Source organism: Paenibacillus koleovorans NBRC 103111 (genome assembly GCF_004000845.1).
In the GTDB taxonomy this organism is placed as follows: Bacteria; Bacillota; Bacilli; order Paenibacillales; family NBRC-103111; genus Paenibacillus_AA; species Paenibacillus_AA koleovorans.
Genome location: NZ_BIMA01000045.1, coordinates 18,705 through 39,805 on the forward strand (window position 1 = coordinate 18,705; position 21,101 = coordinate 39,805).

Sequence of the window (21,101 nt, forward strand, 5' to 3'; positions counted from 1 at the left end):
TAATATGGAATCTGTATTTGTTGGCGGACAAACTTATTTGAATTATATAAACGGCGAATGGCGTACTGCGGGCACTGGGCAAACCGTTCCCAGCTTAAACCCTGCCCAGAAAAGCGAAGTCGTGGGCTATGTGCAGTCTTCCTCAGCGGAGGACTTGAATCAAGCAGTTGCAAGCGCCAGAGCGGCCCAGCAAGGCTGGAGAAAGCTGTCCGGCTCGGCGAGAGGCGAGTATTTGTTTAAAATGGCCAATGCGCTTGAAAGGCGTATAGATGAAGTTGCGGAGACAATGACACGTGAAATGGGCAAACCACTGCCCGAAGCAAAGGGTGAAACGGCACGAGGAGTTGCCATCCTGCGTTATTATGCCGGAGAAGGATTGAGGAAGATCGGGGACGTAATTCCCTCGACGGACAGCGAAGCGCTTATGTTTACGACTCGTGTGCCGCTTGGAGTGGTCGGGGTCATATCGCCTTGGAACTTCCCGGTAGCCATTCCAATCTGGAAGCTGGCGCCAGCCTTGATTTACGGCAATACGGTAGTGTTGAAGCCCGCACAGGAAACGTCCGTGACAGCTGCAAAGGTTGTAGAATGCTTCGCCGAAGCGGGACTTCCCGGAGGCGTACTGAATATGGTGACTGGCAGCGGATCCGTTATCGGGCAAGGGCTTGCGGAGCATCCGCATGTAAACGGGATTACGTTTACCGGCTCCAACCAAGTCGGTAAACGGGTCGGCCAGGCGGCGCTTGCCAGAGGAGCGAAATATCAGCTTGAGATGGGCGGGAAAAATCCGATTATTATCGCTGCGGACGCGGACTTGGATTTGGCGGTTGATGCAACGATCAGCGGGGGAATCCGGTCGACCGGACAGAAATGTACGGCAACTAGCCGCGTTATTATTCTGCGTGATGTTTACGAAGCTTTCAAAGAGAAGCTCGTGGTCAAATTAAAAGGGTTGACAGTGGGAAACGGCTTGGAGGCCGGTACATGGCTTGGCCCTTGTGCCCATGAAAAACAACTGGAAACCGTACAATCTTACATTCAAAAAGGAATGGACGAAGGGGCGGAGCTGTTGTTCGGCGGTTCAGTGCCGGACTCTCCCGACCTGGCCGAGGGTTTCTTTATTCAGCCCACGGTTTTCGATAAGGTAGCACCGGACATGGCGATTGCCCGAGAAGAAATATTCGGCCCCGTGCTCGCGCTGATTCCGGTCGATTCTATGGAAGCTGCGATTCAGTTGGCTAACGATTCGGATTATGGTCTGAGCGCTTCCATTTACACGCAAAGTATTAGTCACATTCTTTCATTTATTCAGGATATGGAGGCTGGGTTGGTAAGGATTAATTCGGAGACGGCTGGGGTAGAGCTGCAGGCACCGTTTGGGGGCATGAAACAGTCCAGCTCTCATTCACGCGAGCAAGGCCAGGCGGCTATTGAATTTTTCACCTCGATAAAGACAGTATTTCTCAAAGCTTAAGCGACTCTGCTTGGTTAGCTGAGCAAAAATATCTCGTATTTCGCGGATGGAGTAGATTACAATACTATTAGCTACGTGTTAATCCACGCCAACCAAGAGGGGGATATGAACTTGAAATTTGATCTTGTCATTCAGGGTGGTTTGCTTATAGACGGGACGGGAGCTTCGGCCAAAAGGGCCGATCTAGGGATTATTGGAGATCGGATTGAAGCGATAGGGGATCTGACGGGAGCAGATGCCGAACGAATTCTGGATGCATCCGGGAAAGTCGTTGCACCGGGCTTCATCGATGTTCATGTCCACTCCGAGCTGGCTATTCTTGGAGGCATCGATCAATATGCTCCGCTGAAGATGGGAGTCACCACGCAGTTGGCCAGCCCTGACGGCTTCTCGTGGGCGCCCTTGTCGCAGCATCGGTTGCTGCAACAAAAAGCGTATTTGCACGCTTTTTACGAGGACGCGCTAATCGAAACTAACGGTGATATGTCCATGGATAAGCTGTTCTCTATTTTTCACGGACGTCTGCCTTCCAATTTGGCGCTGCAGGTCCCCCATGGTTCGATCCGATTGGAAGCCGTAGGTTGGGAAGATCGAGAAGCGACCGAGGATGAGCTGAAGCGGATGGAGCGGATGGTGAGGGACTGGATGGAGGCCGGAGCGGTTGCCTTCTGTACGGGGTTGGAGTACGAACCGATGCGGCGGGCCAATCTGCGCGAGCTTGTACGCTTGTCCAAGGTTGCTGCCGAATACGGCGGTATTTATGTAGCGCACCAAAGAGGTTATGCAGAACGTGTGGTGGCAGGCTGTGCGGAAACGTTTGCTATTGCCGAACAAGCGGATATTCCCGTGCATATTTCTCATTTTGCCGTAGACGAGCTTGCTGGCGAACAAATCAATTTTGCCTGTTCCCAGGGAATTGATGTCACCTTCGATATGTATCCGTATCCCGCCGGGTGCACCCATCTTCTATTGGCGTTCCCTGCCGAATTGCAGCTCGGTTCGCTAGAGGAAGTCAAGGAGAGAATCAAGCAAAAGAGCATTCGACAACAATATGCGGAACAGCTTAACAAGGCCTTCCCTGTGGACAGGCTCCGTTTTGCCTCGCTCGGAACCCAAGAATCTACGGGTTGGGAGGGGAAGACGCTTGGTCAAGTGCAGCAGGAAATGGGGCTTGATTTACCGGATGCCATTTGTGAAATCTTGCTTAGTACCGACTTTCAGGCACTGATGATTTATCACTGGCCGCAAGAGCGGTATCCCATCTTGAAGCCAACCTTCCAGCATCCGCTTCATATGATCAGCACGGACGGCATCTATGTCGGTCAGAAGCCGCATCCCCGCGGATTTGGGACTTACCCGAAAGTGCTGGGTGAATTTGTTCGGGAGCACAAGTGGATCAGTCTGGAGCAAGCGATCTACAAAATGAGCGGATTTCCAGCGCGGCAATTCAAGATCAAAAACCGCGGTACGCTTATTGAGAATCATTATGCGGATATTGTCATATTCGACCCGGAGACCATCAACGGTAATGCAAGCTTTGAGCATCCGCGGCAGGATCCTTCCGGAATCGAATATGTGCTTGTAAACGGAAAAGTGATCATTCATAACAATGAAATTAGTTCTGGATTGTATGGGCGAATTTTGTAAAAAAGTCATTCAGCTTCTGTATAAGGATCAGGAAATGAAGCGGGAATGTTGATCGTTACGACAGCCCCCGAATGCTCTTGATTGTCGAAGGAAATGGTTAGGGCATCTCCATAGATCAGTCGAAAGCGTCGATAAGTATTGTAGATCCCGGTATGTCTGGAGAAAAAGGGAATCATTCGATCGGCAGGGGACTGCAGCATCTCTTGAAGATGCTCCAGCACCTGTTGATCGAATCCGGGCCCGTTATCGGAGATGCGGATATGAAGACGGTTATCGACTACCGTGATCCGAAGGTCAATGGCAAAATATTCGGCATTTTTCAACTCGTTCCATCCGTATTTCAGCGCATTTTCGACAAAGGGCTGTAAGCCAAGTTTAATAATTAATAGATTGTGTGCGCTTGCATCTACATTGTAATGAATCGTAACGGGCCGATGGTATCTGTAGAAATGAATGTTTTGATAGTATTGTACATACTCAATTTCTTCATGAAGCTTTACCCAACCCTTATCGTTGCGGATATTGTATCTTAGAATGTTGGCGACTTCATGAATGAGATCAGCCATATCCTGTTTTTTTCCTCGATCGGCCAAAGCTTCAATTGTACCTAACGTGTTGAACAGAAAATGCGGATTTACCTGCGCTTGCAATTGAAGCAGTTCTTTTTCCTTTCCCCAAATGGTCTTCTGAACAATCTCATCCTCCATCTTCTTCCGTTCATCCAGCATTTGATTGAAGGTCTGGATCAAGTAACCCAGTTCGTTTCTAGGAATTTTATGAACTTTGGAAATAATGCCATTGCCGAATAAACTCATGCTGTGTTTTAACCTGTATACCGGTTTTAAAATTTGCATAATAAAGACGAATGAAAGGACAAAGGCGACAATAAAGCAGATGGCGCCAATGATGTAGGTCAAATTTCGTGTAGATTTGGTCCCTTTCATTAAGGTGTCGAAGGAGACCAGGTTGACCAGTCTCCAATCGTCAAACATCAAGGACCGATTGGTAAGCAAATAATCGATGGATTGGATGTTGATTATCTGGCTTTCCACATTCGCAGAGTTGTTCCTAAAAAGAGAGTCCACTTTATGAATGATAGCTTCTGAAACGTTGTTATCGCCTATATACATTCCGTTGCTTATGTTGTAGAGAAAAATAGTGTTGGTTTTGGCTGAGTGAGCTGTAGCCACAATCTCGATGATCGACTTTAAATCAAAATTAATCATAAACCATCCATCAATCGTGAAGTTCGCATAATTAATCATGGGTTTAACAACGGACACGACCATCGCTTTAGGGGATTGAACTAATTTATTTTCATGGGGACCAATGAGTTGAAAGGAATTTTTCGAGAAAACCTGCTCATAGACAGGATCGTTTAATAGATTGTAGGAGTAGTTCATGATGGAGTTCATATTTTTCCGGGCCGGATAAATGTTGGAGGAGCGGTCAATAAATATTACTTCGACAACCTCGGGCTTATTAACGATGGAAATCCGAAGCGGCTTCTCAATATCGAAAACGAACAGCTGCTGCGAATAGGCGAGGTCATCCAGGTTCTGCAGAAAATGCTGAAACGGCGGGGTGAAGGATAAATCGTTTATCGTTTTTTCGAATTGGGTTAAATAGGATTCAATCAACGCAACTCCGTTGTCGGCATTGAGTTCGGAGTTTTCAGTAACGAACTTTGTGCTGGCGCGGTACATGGAGGATTGCGAAAAATAGCTGACAATAAATAAGGGCACAATTAAAAACAGGATCAGAATTAAAAACAACTGGTTTTTCAAGGGGCTCGAAGGAAGGAACATCACTATACACCTCAATAGAAATATACTACAGAGAGAATTGTGAATTCAACAAGCAATAGAAGTGAAAAAAAGTAGTACCATTTTATTAAAAAGTTATAACTATGGCTATTAAATATAGGTGGTACTATAACGAGGTAATCCACAAAACAACGAAAAGGGGAATTTGGATGGCAAGAAGAAGGATGTTGATTTTGATAGTGTTCATCTTGGTTTTGGGTACTTTCCTGGCAGCATGCTCCAGTTCAAAAGACGAACCACAGGCAAGCAGTCCGGCAAGTTCAGAAAGTGCGAAACCTACGGCAACGCCAAGCGGCCCGAAGGAGCCGGTCACGCTCAAGGTTTGGTATCGACTGGGCGGTATTTACAAAGAAATGCTCACATCAACGATCGCCGATTTTCAGAAAGCCAATCCCTTGATTACGATCGAAGTGAATGATATCCCTGCTGCTCAATATGCAGCATCGATGCAGGCGGCCATTGCAGGCAATAGCTTGCCGGATTTTTTCTTGAATGAAATAAATATTCCCCTGCAAAAGATGGTTGAGCTTGACTTGCTCAAGGACTTGAACGAGATCTTTCCTCCGAAAAGAATGGCCGAATTTATACCAGGCACATTTACGGAAGGAGTAACCACGTTGAAGGGCAAGGTGTATAGCGTTCCAACGCGTGACCCGCGCCCGGCGGTACCTCTGGTCTTCTATAACAAGGCCATGCTTGCCAAAGCGGGGTATACGGAAGCTGATTTAAACAAACAACTATCCTATGATCAATTTATCGAGATGGTCAAAAAAACAAAGGAAGCTAACAATTCGAAATATGGAATCGCTGTATCTGGCAGAAGCGATTATTGGTGGTTCCACCTTGTCTATTTGAATGCGATGTCATCGGCGGTAGATCCTGATATTGCAGACGGTTTTAACTATAAAACGGGTCAATATGTATATAACAATCCTGGATTAGTGGATGCCATGAAGTTTTTCAAAAAACTGGATGACGAAAAGCTGTTTTTGCCTAACTGGCTGACGATGTCAAACGGTGAAACCACGCAACCGTTTCTGGACGGTAAAGATGCTGCCTTTGCATTTCGACATATCGAATCAACCTCCCTTTATCCTTCAGACACTATAGGTGTAATGAATATACCGACGAAGGATGGCAAGCCGTTTTATGTTGCTTTTAATGAAACAAGCGATCATTTCTGGCAAGTGAACAAGAAAACCAAACATCCGGAAGAAGTGACGAAATTCCTTGAATTTTTCATGGCAGACACATACAAAAAAGGATTGGAATCGGCAAAGCTGAGATCTCCGGTTACCGCTCTGAATGCAACGGTGAAAAATGAGTCTCCGATGTTCAACAAGTTAACCCCAATGATCGATAAAATATATAAAATAGTGCCGAATCCAAGAATTGCGAATGATAAATTGATTGATGTGTATACGGAGTCGACTGCGAAGAAACCTTCCGTTACGGTCGAGAATGTGTTTTATGGCTATTTGGCAGGTCAGATCCCGGATCTGCAAGCGGCTCTTGATAAAGTGAACGCTGAGACGAACAAGGTATGGGATGCCGCTATTGAGACCGTGAATAAGAAAAATCCTCCTGTAGCGAAAAAGGATTTCATCTTCCAGAGCTGGAAACCGTTTGAGGATTATAAGAACAAGTAGCAATTTACATGAAGGGTGGGTGTCATCACCCGCCCTTCTTTCATGGAGGCGAGCTTCGAGTGCAAATCGCTGTGCAAAAACCTATAAAGAAAAGCGGCAGGCTGCATACTTTAAAGGTCAAAAAAATGATTTGGGCCTATATTTTCCTCGTACCTCAGCTGTTATTGTTTCTCTTTTTTACCATATATCCCATTATTATGAGCTATGTCTATGTATTTTTTGACTGGTACGGGCTCGGACCTCTGGAAGATTTCATCGGACTTGATAATTTTAGAACGATTATTGCAGATGAACGGTTTTGGGATGCCGTTAAGATCAGTTTTATGTACATCGGTGGCGTCCTCGTGATCGTCATGCCCGGTTCCTTTTTATTGGCCATGCTTCTCAATGCGAAGTTTATGAAAGGGAAGGCTATTTACAGGACGGTGTTTTTCATACCGGTGATTTCGACGACCGCTATTATCGGAGTTGTAATGCGATTGATTTTCGGCTATGAGGGCTCTTTGGTTAATAGTATATTAATCAAATTGGGCATCCTGAATCAAGCGGTCAATTGGTTCGTGAATCCATCTACGGCGCTGGTCATCTTGATTCTCATTGGAGCATGGATCCAATTCGGTTTAAAAATGGTCTATTGGCTGGCTCTCCTGCAATCGCTCCCTCAAGATGTGTTTGAAGCGGCCAAGATCGACGGAAGCAATGCGATCAATACCTTTCGATACATTACTTGGCCGCTCCTTCTTCCAGGCGCTGCCGTGATCCTGCTGCTTAGCATCATCGGCGGATTTAATGTATTCGATTTAGTAGTCACATTAACAGGGGGCGGGCCATTCTTCGCCACGACTACAGCAGATCTATTTATTTATAATACGGTCTTTAAATCAGGAGGCCTTCCTCGAATCGGACTGGGTTCAGCAGCCGGGATCATTTTTGGGATGATGGTTTTTGCGGTAACTTTGCTGGTGACTTTTGTCGGTAAAATGCTTAGCAATCGGTATAGCGTTAAGGTATAACCATGAAGAAAGAGTAAAGGACTGCTGTTATATGAGAATGAATAAGTTACTTGTATTAATTATCCATGTATTGTTGGCTCTCGTTGCTCTTATTTGGATATATCCCTTAATTTGGATGATGTTCTCCTCCTTAAAAACCGATTCTGAATTTTTAACCGGCGGGCTACAGTTGTTGCCTGATATCCCGCAATGGGCCAATTACAAACGGGCTTGGGAAGTCGCACATTTCAATGTGTACTTCATGAATTCCGTTACCCTTTCCGTTTCTGTCGTCGTTGTGGTTGTGATTGTGAGCTCCTTAATGGGATATTCGCTCGGAAGAGTCCAGTTTCCTGGAAGAAAGTTTCTTATGGGTTTATTCGTATTCACCTTATTCGTTCCCAAAGGATATACGATTTTGCCGGTCTACTTATTCATTAAATGGATTGGACTTTTGAATACGATGGCGGGGCTCATTTTAGTAGAATCCTCAGGCACTCACATCGTTTTCATCCTGCTTTTTGCAGCTTATTTTGCGGCCATTCCCAAGGAATTGGAGGATTCCGCGGAGATGGACGGCTGTGGGTTTATCAAAACCTATTACAAGGTGATGCTGCCGCTAGCCATGCCGATTATCGCTACGGTCGCCATCGTACAATTCATTAACGCCTGGAATTCTTTTTTCGTCCCTCTAATCTTCACATTAGGCTCACCGAATTTGAAGACCTTGTCTGTGGGCATGTATAACTTTTCCAACCATCTAACTACAGATTATCCAGGGATTGCAGCGGCTGCGTCCATTGCATTGATTCCTGTTCTAACCATTTTCGTTTTCTTTCAACGATATTTCATTGAGGGTATTTCAGGCGCCGTGAAAGGCTAACGGAGAATCGAGGTCGACATGAAAATTTGTGTTGTTGAAGATGAGAAGTCTACCCGGGAAAGCATCATTCATAAACTGTCGCTGTTATCTTCCGATAACCTGATTTTTGATGTCGAATATGGTTTTAAGGCGCTGGAACGCCTTCTTCTGATTCAGCCCAATCTTGTATTTATCGATATTTACATGCCTGAATTGAACGGGCTGGAGATGCTGAGGCAAGTGAGAGGCAAGCTGCCTCACACCCGATTTGTCATTCTCACCGGGTACGGAGAATTCGAATATGCGCGTGAAGCGCTATTGCTTGGCGTAGAAGATTATTTGCTAAAGCCGGTGTACGACAAGGATCTGAAAAAGATTGTTGAAAAGGTTCAAACGGATTTGCTGAGTGAGATGAAACTTAACCTTCAGCAAGAGCTAAGGCTGCTGGAACAATCCGGGTATAACATCGAGATCAAAAGCATCGATTATCCCGAGATTTGGTCCGATGAGAACTTGCGGAAAAAAATCCGGATGGGAAAAGACCAATCGGATTCTAAAGATAAAGTCATGATTCAGTTTCAAACCTATAGAGGGATGAAGGGCATCGTAGTTTTAGTTGATTCTACGGAATCGGAGACAGACTGTTTTTACGATTGCCAACAATTCATTAATCAGTTGCGAAAAGAAATAGATCTCTATACAGCATCCTGTTTTTTTGATGAAACCAGGGATTTGGCCGTGATAAGAATGAAACAATCTCACCGTTCGGGTCTTTCTTCCGCCATCATGCTGCGAAATGCAATGGTATCCCACCTAGCATCAGGCAAGTCGGACTTAGTCGAATTTCACAGATTGTTCGATCAATGGACCTCTTATATCGGTGAGATTTCACTTAAATTGCTGCAACGGGAATGCGTTATGCTGTTAGGCTCTTTGGATGGTGCCTTTCAGAATAGCAACATGCGTTTTATTGAAGAAACCGATAAAGCTTACTGGGAAGATTGGGTCCACTCATCCGAGAAATGGAGCGAGCTGCGCAATCGGATGGACTATTTGGTACGGAAAGGTCTTTCCGCTTTGTACAGTTTGGCAGATTCCAATAAATTGACGGATCGCGAGATCGTAGATCGGATCCAGGCGATGATTGCAAATTTCAGTGATTACCAGCACATGAGCTTGGATCGTTTTGCAGAGCAATTTCATATTCACCCTGTTGTTTTGAGTAAAGTGTTCAAGAAACAGACGGGTATCAACTTTATTCAGTATTTAACCAAAAACAAGATGCTTCGGGCAAGCTATCTGCTCCAGCATACGTCCATGAAGGTTCATGAGGTGTCAGCAGAGGTCGGCTATTCCAATTACCGTTATTTCAGCATGTTGTTTAAAAAGGAATTTCATGTCTTGCCGCAACAATACAGACGAAACGAAAGGAGCACATATGCGGATGAACAAGAATGAATTTAAAGTAGGCTTGGCTCAAACTGACATCACTCCGTTGTCGCCTGTATTCTTGGCTGGCCAATTGTATACCCGGCTTTCTGAAGGTGTAAGGGATCCTTTGACGGCAACAGCTTGCGCGATGGAATCGGGTACGGAACAAGTCGTTTTTGTAAGCTGTGATTTAATCAATATCCCCGATGCACTTCGCGATCGAGTGCGCTTGCAATTGCAAGGGCAGGCAGATGCTCCTGATCCGACGCAAGTTATTTTCAATGCGACGCATACACACACAGCACCCGAGCATCGTCTGCCGGCTAAGGATGCGGATCATTCCTCAATTGGAGGAATGAATCTCGAATTGGACGTAATGCCGGTCGAAGAGTATTTGAAGTTCTTGTCCGCTCGGTTGGTTGAAGTCATTGTTCGGGCATGGCAATCGCGACAACAAGGCGGGATCGCTTTCGGCTTAGGTTATGCTGCAGTTGGACGCAATCGCAGATGGGTGGATCGTGAAGGGAAATCGACGATGTATAACGGAGATCCGGCTCTCTACGATTCATTCCGACATATCGAAGGGTATGAAGACCACAGCGTTCAGTTGACTGCGATTTATGACGTGAATCGCCAGCTGACCGGTTTAATAGTGAACCTTGCTTGTCCCTCTCAAGAGACGATGCATGATTTTACGGTTAGTTCGGATTTTTGGCATGAAACTCGCCTGGAAATTCGGAGAAGATTCGGTGAAAATCTGTATATATTACCGCAGTGCAGCGCCGCCGGAGACCTGAGTCCTTCGTTGCTCTATGATCTGGAAGCGAACGAGCGGATGTTGGAGCTTAAAGGAAGATCGATGCGCGAGGAAATCGCCCATCGGATAGTAGCTTCCCTAGAAGAGATTTTACCGTATATCAGCCGGCAGATCGATTACCATCCCATCCTTCAGCACCAAGTAAGAACCGTCAATCTCGCACTCAACCAAATAACAGCAGCCGATGTTCAACAATCCCAAATGGAGATCGACAAGCTTCATCTGGAGTATGAACAAGAAAAGACGAAGCTGGCTAATCAGCCTGAGCTTCGTCAGCAGCCGCGATGGTACGTTCCGCTATCAGCCGTGTATCGCCGGATATTATGGAATCAGAGAGTGATCGCGCGTTATGAGCAGCAACAAAGCGTTTCTACTGTAGCTGCTAAATTGCATATTTTGCGATTGGGAGAAGTAGCCTTTGCCACAATTCCATATGAATACTACCTGGACTTTGGGATTCAAATCAAGCTTCGCAGTCCTGCGCTGCAAACCTTTTTGGTTCAATTAACGGGTGGAGGTACTTATGTGCCAAGTCCGCGCTCTGTGAAAGGCGGTGGGTATGGATCGGTTCCGGCAAGCAACGCGATCGGTCCGGCAGGTGGCCAGGAATTGGCCGACCAAGTGGTTTTTGGGCTACAGACACTTTGGGGAGTAAACGCGGAGAAGCTGTAAAGTGTGTGCTTATCTGGGAGGACTGACACATGGAAACGATCCAAAATGTGACCGCCCGCCAGATCGTCGTACCCCTGGAAAATCCGGTTTGGCTGGGAGGCTACGCGGTCAAACAAAGGGAGTACTGTCTGGTCGAGCTGACGACGGATCACGGAGCGAAAGGCTATGCTCTTGCTTTCACCAGAGGCGCCAACTTGGCGGACATCGTCGTTTCGCTGCTGGCACCGTTGCTTATGAACCAACCTGTCGGGCAGATCGAACGATTATGGGAAACGATGTATTATGGCGTTCGCCTGAATGGCAGGCAGGGCGCCTTGATGCGGGCCCTCAGTCTGGTGGATATTGCCCTATGGGATTTGAAATCGACACAATGGAATGTGCCGCTTCATCGGGTTCTTGGCGGCTATAGGGATTCCGTGCCGGTCATGATGGCGGGCGGTTATTACAGCGCGGAAAAAGGTATCCAAGAGCTTTGTAAGGAGTTTCTGGATTATGTCGATCAGGGCTACAAACATCTAAAGCTTGTTGTGGGCGGTGCGTCCATGGAAGAGGATCTTGCGCGCTTTATCGCCGTACGCAATCAACTGCCCGCCGGGATTCAGCTTGGTGTAGATGCCAATGGGGCTTGGGACGATCCGAAGGCCGTGCTGAGGTGGATCGAGAGGGCTGATCGGGAAACAACTGGACTATCTTTCGTGGAAGAACCGCTGCCTCCGGAGCAGCGGGCGGGATTGGCCTGGCTGCGGCAAGCCTCTTCCACTCCCCTGGCTGTGGGCGAGTTTATCGCGGGAAGATGGATGTTTCTCGAATATATGAAGGAAGGCTGCATGGATATCGTTCGTGCGGATGCGACACTGTGCGGAGGCATCTCGGAATGGCGGAAAATCGCAGCCCTGGCCAATGCCTGGAATCTCCCGGTGATTCCCCATTATTTCGCTCCGCTCCATATTCATCTGGCGTTGGCTTTGCCCGGGTGCAGCTTGATCGAGGTAGTGTCGACAGCCGGGAGAAACAGCAGCTTCCATCTGATCGCCGGCCGCAGCTATGAGTTGAAGGACGGCGAAGCGGTTCCCACAAACGCGCCGGGACTCGGTTATGTCCTGGATCCTGATTTTATCGAGGCCCATACGACCCAGGTAATGTCTGTATAGCGGAAATGAAGGAGAGGCGGGCTTTCCATGATTCAATCCATTCATCATGTGTCCTTTACGATCAAGGAGATGGACCGTTCCATAGCCTTTTATCGCCATCTTGGCTTTCAAGTGGCTTCGGATCGCAGGCAATTGACGGCGGACTACCTGAAGGACATTACAGGGTATGCCGAAGCGGAGATGCATGTGGCTTATTTGAACGGATTTAATGTTCAGCTGGAACTGATTCAATATGTTGCTCCGGCAGGCATCGATTTGGACAAGACGAACTACCATGTCGGCAGCGCGCATATTTGCTTTATTACCGATGACATTCATGCCGAATATGAAAGATTGAAGCAGGCGGGCGTCCGCTTCCGGACGGCTCCCATAGCCATCCGCGAGGGTCCGAATGCGGGGAAAGGAGCGGTTTACTTCTACGATCCTGACGGCTATACGCTGGAGCTGGCCGCTGTCTGGAAACAATCGGATTCGTCGAAGACGGAGAAGGGTGATGGCCATGGGTGACAAGCTGCAGCGATTTTACCGCGGTATGCGTACGATCAGACGTTTCGAGGAAATGGCGATTGAGCTGTATAAAGAAGGGTTGATCGGCGGCTCGTATCATTCCTATATCGGTCAGGAAGCCGTGGCGGTCGGGGTCTGTTCCGCGCTGCGCAACGATGATTATATCACCACCACATACCGCGGGAGAGGCCAGCATCTGGCGAAAGGGGCGGATCCTTACAAGCTGTTCGCCGAATTGCTGGGTCGGGTGGATGGGTACTGCAAGGGCAAGGGTGGTCCGATGCATATCACGGATGTGCAAACAGGCATTCTAGGTGCCAACGGCATTGTAGGTGCAGGAGTGCCGATTTCCGTAGGTGCGGCCTTGTCTGCCCAGATGAGCGGAATCGACCGCGTGTCCGTCGCTTTTTTCGGCGATGGAGCGATCAATCAAGGAGCGGTTTCGGAAGCGCTGAACTTGGCGGCCGTATGGTGCCTGCCTGTTATTCTCGTCTGCGAGAATAACTTGTACTCGGAGATGACGCCCTTCCATCGTTCCGTCAAAAATAAGGATCTGGTCGAACGTGCCGCCGGATTCTGCATGCCCGGGATCATTGTCGACGGCAACGATGTGGAGGCGGTGTTCGAGACGACGTCTGCCGCCGTGGAACGAGCCAGACGGGGGGAAGGACCGACGATGATCGAGGCGAAAACTTACCGGCTGCAAGGGCATATGTTCGGCGACTCGGAAATGTACCGGAGCAAAGAGGAAGTGGCGGCATGGCGCGGCAAGGATCCGCTGGATCGCTTGAAGCGGAAGCTGCTGGAGCAAGGCCTTGCAACGGAATCCTTGCTGGCCGAATGGGACCGGGAGTTGACCTCCAAACTCGAGCAAGCGGTGGCATCGGCGCGCTTAAGCCCCGAACCGGGACCGGAGGCCATCTACGCGGATGTGTATTAAGTTTCGGGATCGGGGGGGAATGCGCGATGCGTGAGATTACGATGGCACAGGCGCTGAACGAAGCGCTCCGGGAGGAGATGGCCCGGGATGAGCGAGTATTCCTGATGGGCGAAGACATTGGGGAATACGGCGGCATTTTCAAGGTAACCAAGGATTTGATCGAGTCATTCGGCGAACGGCGGGTTCGGGATACGCCCATATCCGAAGCTGGTTTTATCGGCGCCGGCATCGGGGCGGCCATGACGGGACTAATTCCCGTAATCGAGATCATGTGGGTGGATTTTACGGCGGTCGCCATGGATCAGATCATGAATCAGGCCGCGAAGCTTAAATATATGTCGGGGGGGCAGACCGGCATCCCGCTGGTCATTCGCACGCAGGGCGGGGCGGGACGCGGCAATGGCGCTCAGCATTCCCAGAGTCTGGAGACGATGTTCGCCCACATTCCCGGTTTGAAGGTTGTCGTTCCGTCCACGCCATACGATGCGAAAGGTTTGTTGAAAGCGGCGATTCGCGATCCAGGACCGGTTGTATTCATCGAAAATAAAATGCTGTACAACAAAAAGGGACCAGTGCCGGAAGAAGATTACGTGATCCCGCTGGGAAAAGCGGAAGTGATCCGGCAAGGTCGGGATGTGACGCTGATCAGCGTATCCCGCATGGTGGATTTCTGCCTGGAAGCCGCCGAACAGCTGGAGAAGGAAGGCCTGTCCGCTGAGGTCATTGATCTGCGAGCCTTGAATCCTCTGGATGAACTCACGGTAGTGGAATCGATCCGCAAGACGATGCGCGGGGTCGTCGTCCATGAAGCCACACGTTCTTACGGCTGGGGGGCGGAGGTATGCGCTTTGCTTCAAGAGAAGGCGTTCGACTATCTGGATGCGCCTATTATGCGCGTGGCGACCAAGGATGTTCCCCTGCCGTACAACCGGACTTTGGAAAAACAAACGATTCCCCAGGTTTCCGATATTCTGGAGGCGGTTAGGTCGCAAATTTGATGCGCATTAACAGCTTGAATTCGGAGGTGACACTCAGATGTCCAAATTGATTCTTTTACCCAAGCTGAGCCTGACGATGGATGAAGGGAAGATTGCTCATTGGATCGCCCCGCTTGGGAAATGGATTGCCAAAGATGACGTGATAGCGGAAATTGAAACCGATAAAGCGGTTGTAGAGCTTCCGATGCCCGAAGACGGCGTGATCGAACGTTTTCTAGTCGAAGCCGGTGAAGAGGTTTTAGTAGGCGCGCCGATTGCGATTTTGCTTGGCAAGGAGAACGCTCCGCTGTCTGCTCCCCCTCCCAAGCGGGAAGAATCGCCAACCTTCCATGTAGCGGCATCCCCGTCCGCGCGAAGAAGAGCCCGGGAATTGGGCGTCGATTATCGGACGTTGACAGGAAGCGGACCGGGCAGTCGTATCGTACATCGCGATATCGAGTTTGCCGCTTCCCAGCAAGCTTCTGCAGACGTTGCCCCTCCGGTCCCATCGTCTGACGCTGTGCCGAAGGCGACCGCCGGTACGGGACGAAAGGTTCCATTGTCCCCCATGCGCCGAACAATTGCGAAACGAATGCTGGAAAGCGTCCAGACGATCCCGCAATTTTCGATTACCCGCCGTGTGGATGTTACATCCCTGTTGAACCTCAAACAACTCATTCAGTCGAGTTTGATGAAGAAGCAGATCAAGCTTTCGCTTACGGATTTCATCATACAGGCGGTGGCGGATACTTTGCTTGAACATCCGTCGCTGAATGCGTCCTTTATCGGACACCCACAGGATGAGGAGTGCCATATTGCCTTGCATGAACATGTTCATGTAGGACTTGCGGTATCCGTCGACAACGGACTGGTCGTGCCGGTTATTCATGAAGCGGAGAAGCTATCCGTTGCGGAGATCGCTTCGATGAGAATGGAGCGGGTAAATGCCATTCGCAACCGCACCCACAAGGCGTCTGATCTACAGGGTGGGACCGTTACCGTATCGAATCTGGGTGCTTATGAAGTGGAACAATTCCAAGCCATTGTCAATCCTCCGGAAAGTCTTATCCTTGCCGTGGGTGCGGTTCGTGAAGAGGTCATGGCGATCTCAGGAAAGATGGAGGTCCGAACGGTGATGCAGCTCACGGGCAGCTTCGACCATAGGGTGATCGACGGCGCACCTGCTGCGGAATTTATGCGCGATTTGGTCAACCGTCTGCAATCCGCGGATTTGCGGCTCATTTAATAGTCCGATAGGAGGCTGCCATGAATGACGAAGTTGGGTTTGATTTAACGGGAAAGGTCGCTTTGGTTATCGGGGCCGGGGAGACGGGGGTGGCTATTGCGCAGGCGCTTGGCACTGCAGGTGCACAGCTGGTCTTGGCCGATTCGGCAAGAGGGCCATTGGAATCGGCCGCGGAGGTTCTAGGATCGCTTGGGTTCAAGCCGGATTGTCGGATGGCGGATCCCTCGGTGAAAGATCAGGCCCTTTGGCTCGTAGAGACAATCAAGGTGGATTACGGGAAAATCGATATACTGGTGAATGCCAGAGAGCATTATGTACGGGGTCCTGCTGCAGAGATGGGACTCGATGATTGGCAGAAAGCCGTCCATATCAACATCAAGGGAGTATTCTATGCCTGTCAGGCCGTAGGCAAGCAAATGCTCCTGCAAGGATCAGGCAGCATCATTAATTTGTCTTCGGTCGCGGGCATGCTCGGTATTGCTCAAACGGTTGCTTTCGCCGCCTCTAAGGGTAGCGTGGATCAGCTGACGCGTACGCTTGGGGTCGAGTGGTTCCCCCGCGGAGTGAGGGTAAACGCGATCGCCGCCTGGAATGACGGGATGCGAGAAGAGGACGGGCCTCTGCGGGTGATGATCGAGAAAAGTCCGGCCGGTCGTATGACGAAACCGAATGAGCTGGCTGGAACAGCGGTTTATTTGGCTTCACGGGCTTCCTCAAGTGTAACGGGGCAAATTGTATACGTAGATGGAGGATACACGGCGCAATGAAACATCCCTTTGATTTAACCGGAAAAACGGCGATTGTCGTTGGAGGCGCGGGCGGGCTTGGCCAACAGCAAGCGATAGGGCTAGCGAATGCAGGGGCAGTCGTGGCCGTGGTGGATGTGAATGCGGAACGATTGGCGTCGGCCATACGGGAGATCAAGCAGCAGGGCGGCAATGCAAGGCCGTTTCTGACGGACATCACGGACCCGCACGCTGTACAGGCGATGGTACACACGGTTGTGGCCGAATTCGGACGAATCGACATTCTCGTCAATGCGGCCGGCATTACGCAGCGCTGTCCCAGCGAAGACTTCCCTGAGGAGCTGTTCGAGCGGATTCTGAACATTAATCTGAACGGGTTGTTCTATGCTTGCCAATCCGTGGGCAAAGTCATGATCAGGCAGGGGGGAGGTCGGATCATCAATGTCGCCTCCATCTTCGCTACAGTTGGTCTCCCGGAGTCGGTCGCCTATTCGATGAGCAAGGGGGCGGTAGTCCAGATTACCCGAACGTTGGCGGTGGAATGGGCAACTAGCCATATCGCCGTCAACGGGTTGATGCCCTCGTGGTTTGAAACCCCGATGGGCAAGGTGGCCGACAACAGGAATCAGTTCTACAAAGGCGTTGCACGGGTACCTTCGGCGGAAGAACTGAAGGAGAAGACGATCGGTCGCGTTCCACTGGGCAGGTACGGAATGCCGCATGAGATTATCGGGGCGACCGTCTTCCTGGCCTCCGATGCCGCTTCGATGGTGACCGGGCATCTGCTGGCCGTAGACGGCGGATTCTTGGCTCAGTAGCAGCGGCATGGCGGGGTCATTACAGCGAAGGAGGTGACATACGATGATGGAACGTAAACGAGTATATTCAGGCGCACCATGGGAATCCTCAATGGGCTATTGCCGAGCCATACGGATCGGTTCACTCGTTGAGGTATCCGGTACGACGGCGATGAAGGACGGAGAGGTGGTTGGCGTTCACGATGCCTACGCACAAACGAAGCGCATTTGCCAGATCATCGAGGAAGCGCTGAACCAACTGGGATCCGGCCTGTCCGATGTATTCCGGACACGGATTTATGTGACGGATATTTCCCGGTACGAAGAAGTGGCCAGAGCGCATGGAGAATATTTCGGAGAGGTCGTCCCCGTATCTTCCATGGTTGAAGTGAGGTCGTTGATTCATCCGGATTTGCTGGTTGAGATTGAGGCTCACGCCTTGGTGGACGAATAGAGGGAGCCTTCGAAATGGGGGCGGCCAATTGCTAGTCCATTAGCATTTATGAAAGGAGTCAGGCCATGGCTTATTCTATATCCGATCTGCATCGTAACGGCGCCCCCAGCTTGATTGAACACCTGCGTTCACAAGATCAGTGGCCGGTGTCGAGAAGCTCGTTGCTTAAGACGTGGTTGGATTATATCGGGGGGGTGCCGGAACGAACGGAGGTATCCTGTGAAACTTTGTCGGAGGTCAAAATGGAGGGCCATTACCGGCGGCACATTCGGTATTCGACGGCTTACGACGATTGGGTGTCTGCCTACTTACTCCTCCCTGCCGACTATGTAGAGCGGCCCACCGCAGTACCCGCTTCAGGCTTTCCGGCCATACTTGCGCTCCATCCTGCATTTCCATCCGGCAAAGAGCATGTTGTGGTTGGCGAAGGCAAGTATGGATTGGAATTAGTGCAGCGCGGGTATGTGGTATTGGCGCCGGATACGCCCGAAATGGGGGAACGGGAAGGTCTGGCCACATCCGAGCTTTGCGTGCAATACCCGACGTGGAGCCCCATCGGCAAAATGGTGACGGATCACCAATATGGTCTGGATCTGCTGTGCGCTATGGAACGGGTGGATCCCCGACGAATCGGTGCGATTGGCCATTCGTTAGGCGCCTACAATGCTTTTTTCCTGGCGGGACTGGATTCGCGGATCCGAGCCTTTGCGGTAAGCTGCGGCTTCAGTACATTTGCCGGCGATCCGCGCCCGAACCGATGGGGATTAGGGGAGAGGATGAATCATCTGCCGCGGTTGACGGCCGATCTGGAGCGAGGCAAAGTTCCCTTCGAGCTTAACGAAATTGCCGCATTGGCCGCACCGACCCCCGCCTTCTTCTGGAGCGGGCAGGAGGATCATGTGTTCCCGCATTGGAAGGAAATTTCCACAGGCATGGAGCAGTTGAAGCGACTGTATGTATTTTTGGGGAAAGGAGAGCGATTCGAGTATTGGATGGGATCGACGGGACATGTTTTTCCCGATGAGGTGCGTGAACTCGCTTATCGGTTTCTGGATCGTTGGCTGATTCCGGAAGTAGAGAGGGGTGAGAAATCGACATGAATGCGATCGAAATCAGAACTATGAGTCAGTGTACGGTCGATGAAATCACGGCCTTGTGGAATGTCGGGTTTCAGCATTATCTCTACGATATGACACGGACGCCCTTCGCCATGCTAAACAGCTTGGGCAAGGAATACATCCATCCCGAGCTGTCCATCGCCGCCTTTATTGACGGAGTGCCCGCCGGTTTTGTGAATGTCGGGATTCGAGTGATTGAGGGGCGGATACTCGCGTGGAACGGCGGAACGGGAGTCAACCCTGCTTTCCGGGGCAGAGGGCTTAGCAAGCAGCTGGTCACTGAAATCATACGCCGTTTGAAAGCATTCGGGGCAGAGTCGTTCACGCTGGAGGTCAACGCCAAAAATGATCCCGGCATTCGCTCCTACAGCAGCTGTGGACTGACCATAGTGGATGGACTGTTCACCATGCGCCGGAAAGGAGATTATGAAGGCCACCCCTTCAGAAGCAAACGAGCTGCAAGCTATCGGTTTCATCAAGGAGCAGCAGATCTGGTGAGCCGGCTTCCCTTTTATTGCAGCGAGCATTCTTCTTGGACCACACAATGGTTTAACCTGGAGAGCCATCAATCCTTGATCGTCTACGATCGAATGGGAAATGCCATCGGTTATGCGCTGTTCAGGCAACAATTCAACGAGAGGGGGGGGCAGGTTTCGGTTAACTTGAACCATTGTGAAGCCGATTCGTCGAGGGAGGACCATCCGGATATTATTCTGGCCCTGCTGGAAAAGGTCATGACGCCGGAAGCAGCAGGGATAGACCGAAATGTCACCTACCTCCGTGCAAGCAATAAGGCTGCGGTTGAAGCTTTATTGGCGGCAGGCTTTGAGAATTACAATGAAGAGAAGCTCATGGTTATGCGATTGGACAAGTAAAAGGAACCCGACTTTCATTTTCAAACCATTTCATAAGGATGAAGGAGAGAGCTATATGAGTCAGTTGGAGCCCCGAAAATTGCCTTATCGATACGAATTTGACAAAAGCGAAGTGGAACAGATTGGCGAGTGCAATGAAACCCATGGTTTTGCCATCGTGAAACATTTCCTGACGGAGGATCAGGTGGAAGCGCTCAAGGAGGAGGTGAGACGTGTAATGGGTCCCGCTGCGGAAGCTTCGGACACTTATACCCATACTCATCCTTCGTTCGTAGAAGCGTCTCCGGTGCTGCGGCAATTTATGGCTGACGAATCCTACATGCGAATCGCCAATCGGTTAAACCGTCATGTGCCCATTATGCTCAACCGCAGCGCAGCCATTTATAAAAAACCGGGAGCGGGACCTATGGCCTGGCATACCGATTGGGAACCCCTGGAACATCCTTATCGAGCGAATGCGGTTCTGAACAATACCGGCGCCTCTTCCATGTGGTTTTATCTCAACGGCATTCGTCCCGAGCGTGGGGGACTGGCCATTATTCCGGACTCGCACACATTGGATTATAGCGGGCCTGAAGGGTTTGAGCTTACGGAGAGGGGCAAGTCGTTTTATCGAAAGGGCACGGCACCTGTGGACTATACGGAAATGGACTTTCCGGAATGTATTCCTCTATACACAGACCCGGGGGATTTGATTATTTTTGCCGAACGCACCTTTCATGGCGTCTTTCCTCATCACGGGGATGAAGTGCGCCTAACCTGCGCGATGTCCTTCCGACCTATCGCTTATCAACCTCCGCAGGTTTGGCCAGTGCCCGAATCGGCTCGCCAATTCATCGCGGATTGCCCGGCTGAGATTTATCCATTGGTGAAAGATTATATCGGCTTCAACGGGGATTGGATCAGTAAGGAGTGAGGTG

Annotated in this window: 19 protein-coding genes; 18 read left to right on the forward strand and 1 reads right to left on the reverse strand. The window is 50.0% G+C overall.

The window, feature by feature from the left end:
* The first annotated feature begins 4 nt into the window (after positions 1–4).
* Both gucD and PKO02S_RS16305 read left to right on the forward strand, forming a co-directional pair.
* Positions 5–1,474: an alpha-ketoglutaric semialdehyde dehydrogenase GucD gene (gene gucD / locus PKO02S_RS16300; protein ID WP_127584710.1), complete on the forward strand. Its 1,470-nt coding sequence runs from the start codon at positions 5–7 to the stop codon at positions 1,472–1,474.
* Positions 1,475–1,585: 111 nt separating this feature from the next.
* Complete coding sequence (locus PKO02S_RS16305) at positions 1,586–3,121, forward strand: N-acyl-D-amino-acid deacylase family protein (RefSeq protein WP_164821491.1); 1,536 nt, start codon at positions 1,586–1,588, stop codon at positions 3,119–3,121.
* 5 nt (positions 3,122–3,126) lie between these two features.
* Here PKO02S_RS16305 and PKO02S_RS16310 read toward each other — a convergent pair whose 3' ends face one another.
* Positions 3,127–4,929 (reverse strand): sensor histidine kinase, encoded by a 1,803-nt coding sequence (locus tag PKO02S_RS16310; protein WP_127584714.1) that lies wholly within the window; start codon positions 4,927–4,929, stop codon positions 3,127–3,129.
* Positions 4,930–5,096: 167 nt separating this feature from the next.
* Between PKO02S_RS16310 and PKO02S_RS16315 the strand changes: the two genes are divergently transcribed.
* The 16 genes from PKO02S_RS16315 to PKO02S_RS16390 all read left to right on the forward strand — a co-directional run bounded on the left by PKO02S_RS16315 (position 5,097) and on the right by PKO02S_RS16390 (position 21,097).
* Positions 5,097–6,596 (forward strand): ABC transporter substrate-binding protein, encoded by a 1,500-nt coding sequence (locus PKO02S_RS16315; protein ID WP_164821492.1) that lies wholly within the window; start codon positions 5,097–5,099, stop codon positions 6,594–6,596.
* Between the two features lie 59 nt (positions 6,597–6,655).
* Positions 6,656–7,609 (forward strand): carbohydrate ABC transporter permease, encoded by a 954-nt coding sequence (locus tag PKO02S_RS16320; protein WP_246067071.1) that lies wholly within the window; start codon positions 6,656–6,658, stop codon positions 7,607–7,609.
* Between the two features lie 31 nt (positions 7,610–7,640).
* The gene (locus PKO02S_RS16325) at positions 7,641–8,471 is read left to right on the forward strand and encodes a carbohydrate ABC transporter permease (RefSeq protein WP_127584720.1); all 831 of its coding nucleotides are present in this window, start codon (positions 7,641–7,643) and stop codon (positions 8,469–8,471) included.
* Positions 8,472–8,489: 18 nt separating this feature from the next.
* Entirely contained in the window at positions 8,490–9,908 is a 1,419-nt protein-coding gene (locus tag PKO02S_RS16330; RefSeq protein WP_127584722.1) for a response regulator transcription factor, read from the forward strand.
* Positions 9,895–11,370 (forward strand): hypothetical protein, encoded by a 1,476-nt coding sequence (locus tag PKO02S_RS16335; protein ID WP_127584724.1) that lies wholly within the window; start codon positions 9,895–9,897, stop codon positions 11,368–11,370. Before PKO02S_RS16330 ends, PKO02S_RS16335 begins: the two co-directional genes overlap by 14 nt.
* A 29-nt stretch (positions 11,371–11,399) precedes the next feature.
* Positions 11,400–12,521, forward strand: coding sequence for a mandelate racemase/muconate lactonizing enzyme family protein (locus PKO02S_RS16340; RefSeq protein ID WP_127584726.1), 1,122 nt, complete (start codon positions 11,400–11,402; stop codon positions 12,519–12,521).
* 27 nt (positions 12,522–12,548) lie between these two features.
* Positions 12,549–13,028 carry a VOC family protein gene (locus PKO02S_RS16345; RefSeq protein ID WP_127584728.1) on the forward strand — a complete coding sequence of 160 codons (480 nt, stop codon included), beginning with the start codon at positions 12,549–12,551 and terminating at the stop codon, positions 13,026–13,028.
* Complete coding sequence (locus PKO02S_RS16350) at positions 13,015–13,968, forward strand: thiamine pyrophosphate-dependent dehydrogenase E1 component subunit alpha (RefSeq protein WP_127584731.1); 954 nt, start codon at positions 13,015–13,017, stop codon at positions 13,966–13,968. The genes PKO02S_RS16345 and PKO02S_RS16350 overlap by 14 nt, the downstream gene beginning before the upstream one ends.
* A gap of 26 nt (positions 13,969–13,994) precedes the next feature.
* A complete protein-coding gene (locus PKO02S_RS16355) occupies positions 13,995–14,966 on the forward strand; it encodes an alpha-ketoacid dehydrogenase subunit beta (RefSeq protein WP_127584734.1) in 972 nt (323 codons plus the stop codon).
* Between the two features lie 37 nt (positions 14,967–15,003).
* A complete protein-coding gene (locus tag PKO02S_RS16360) occupies positions 15,004–16,191 on the forward strand; it encodes a dihydrolipoamide acetyltransferase family protein (protein WP_127584736.1) in 1,188 nt (395 codons plus the stop codon).
* Positions 16,192–16,211: 20 nt separating this feature from the next.
* The gene (locus PKO02S_RS16365) at positions 16,212–16,958 is read left to right on the forward strand and encodes an SDR family NAD(P)-dependent oxidoreductase (protein WP_127584738.1); all 747 of its coding nucleotides are present in this window, start codon (positions 16,212–16,214) and stop codon (positions 16,956–16,958) included.
* Entirely contained in the window at positions 16,955–17,755 is an 801-nt protein-coding gene (locus tag PKO02S_RS16370; RefSeq protein ID WP_127584740.1) for an SDR family NAD(P)-dependent oxidoreductase, read from the forward strand. Before PKO02S_RS16365 ends, PKO02S_RS16370 begins: the two co-directional genes overlap by 4 nt.
* Positions 17,756–17,801: 46 nt before the next feature.
* Positions 17,802–18,188 carry a RidA family protein gene (locus tag PKO02S_RS16375; protein ID WP_174819915.1) on the forward strand — a complete coding sequence of 129 codons (387 nt, stop codon included), beginning with the start codon at positions 17,802–17,804 and terminating at the stop codon, positions 18,186–18,188.
* A gap of 65 nt (positions 18,189–18,253) precedes the next feature.
* Positions 18,254–19,288 (forward strand): alpha/beta hydrolase family protein, encoded by a 1,035-nt coding sequence (locus PKO02S_RS16380; RefSeq protein ID WP_127584744.1) that lies wholly within the window; start codon positions 18,254–18,256, stop codon positions 19,286–19,288.
* Positions 19,285–20,181, forward strand: coding sequence for a GNAT family N-acetyltransferase (locus PKO02S_RS16385; RefSeq protein ID WP_127584746.1), 897 nt, complete (start codon positions 19,285–19,287; stop codon positions 20,179–20,181). Before PKO02S_RS16380 ends, PKO02S_RS16385 begins: the two co-directional genes overlap by 4 nt.
* Positions 20,108–21,097, forward strand: a complete 990-nt coding sequence (locus PKO02S_RS16390; protein ID WP_164821493.1) for a phytanoyl-CoA dioxygenase family protein — start codon at positions 20,108–20,110, stop codon at positions 21,095–21,097. Before PKO02S_RS16385 ends, PKO02S_RS16390 begins: the two co-directional genes overlap by 74 nt.
* Positions 21,098–21,101 lie beyond the last annotated feature (4 nt).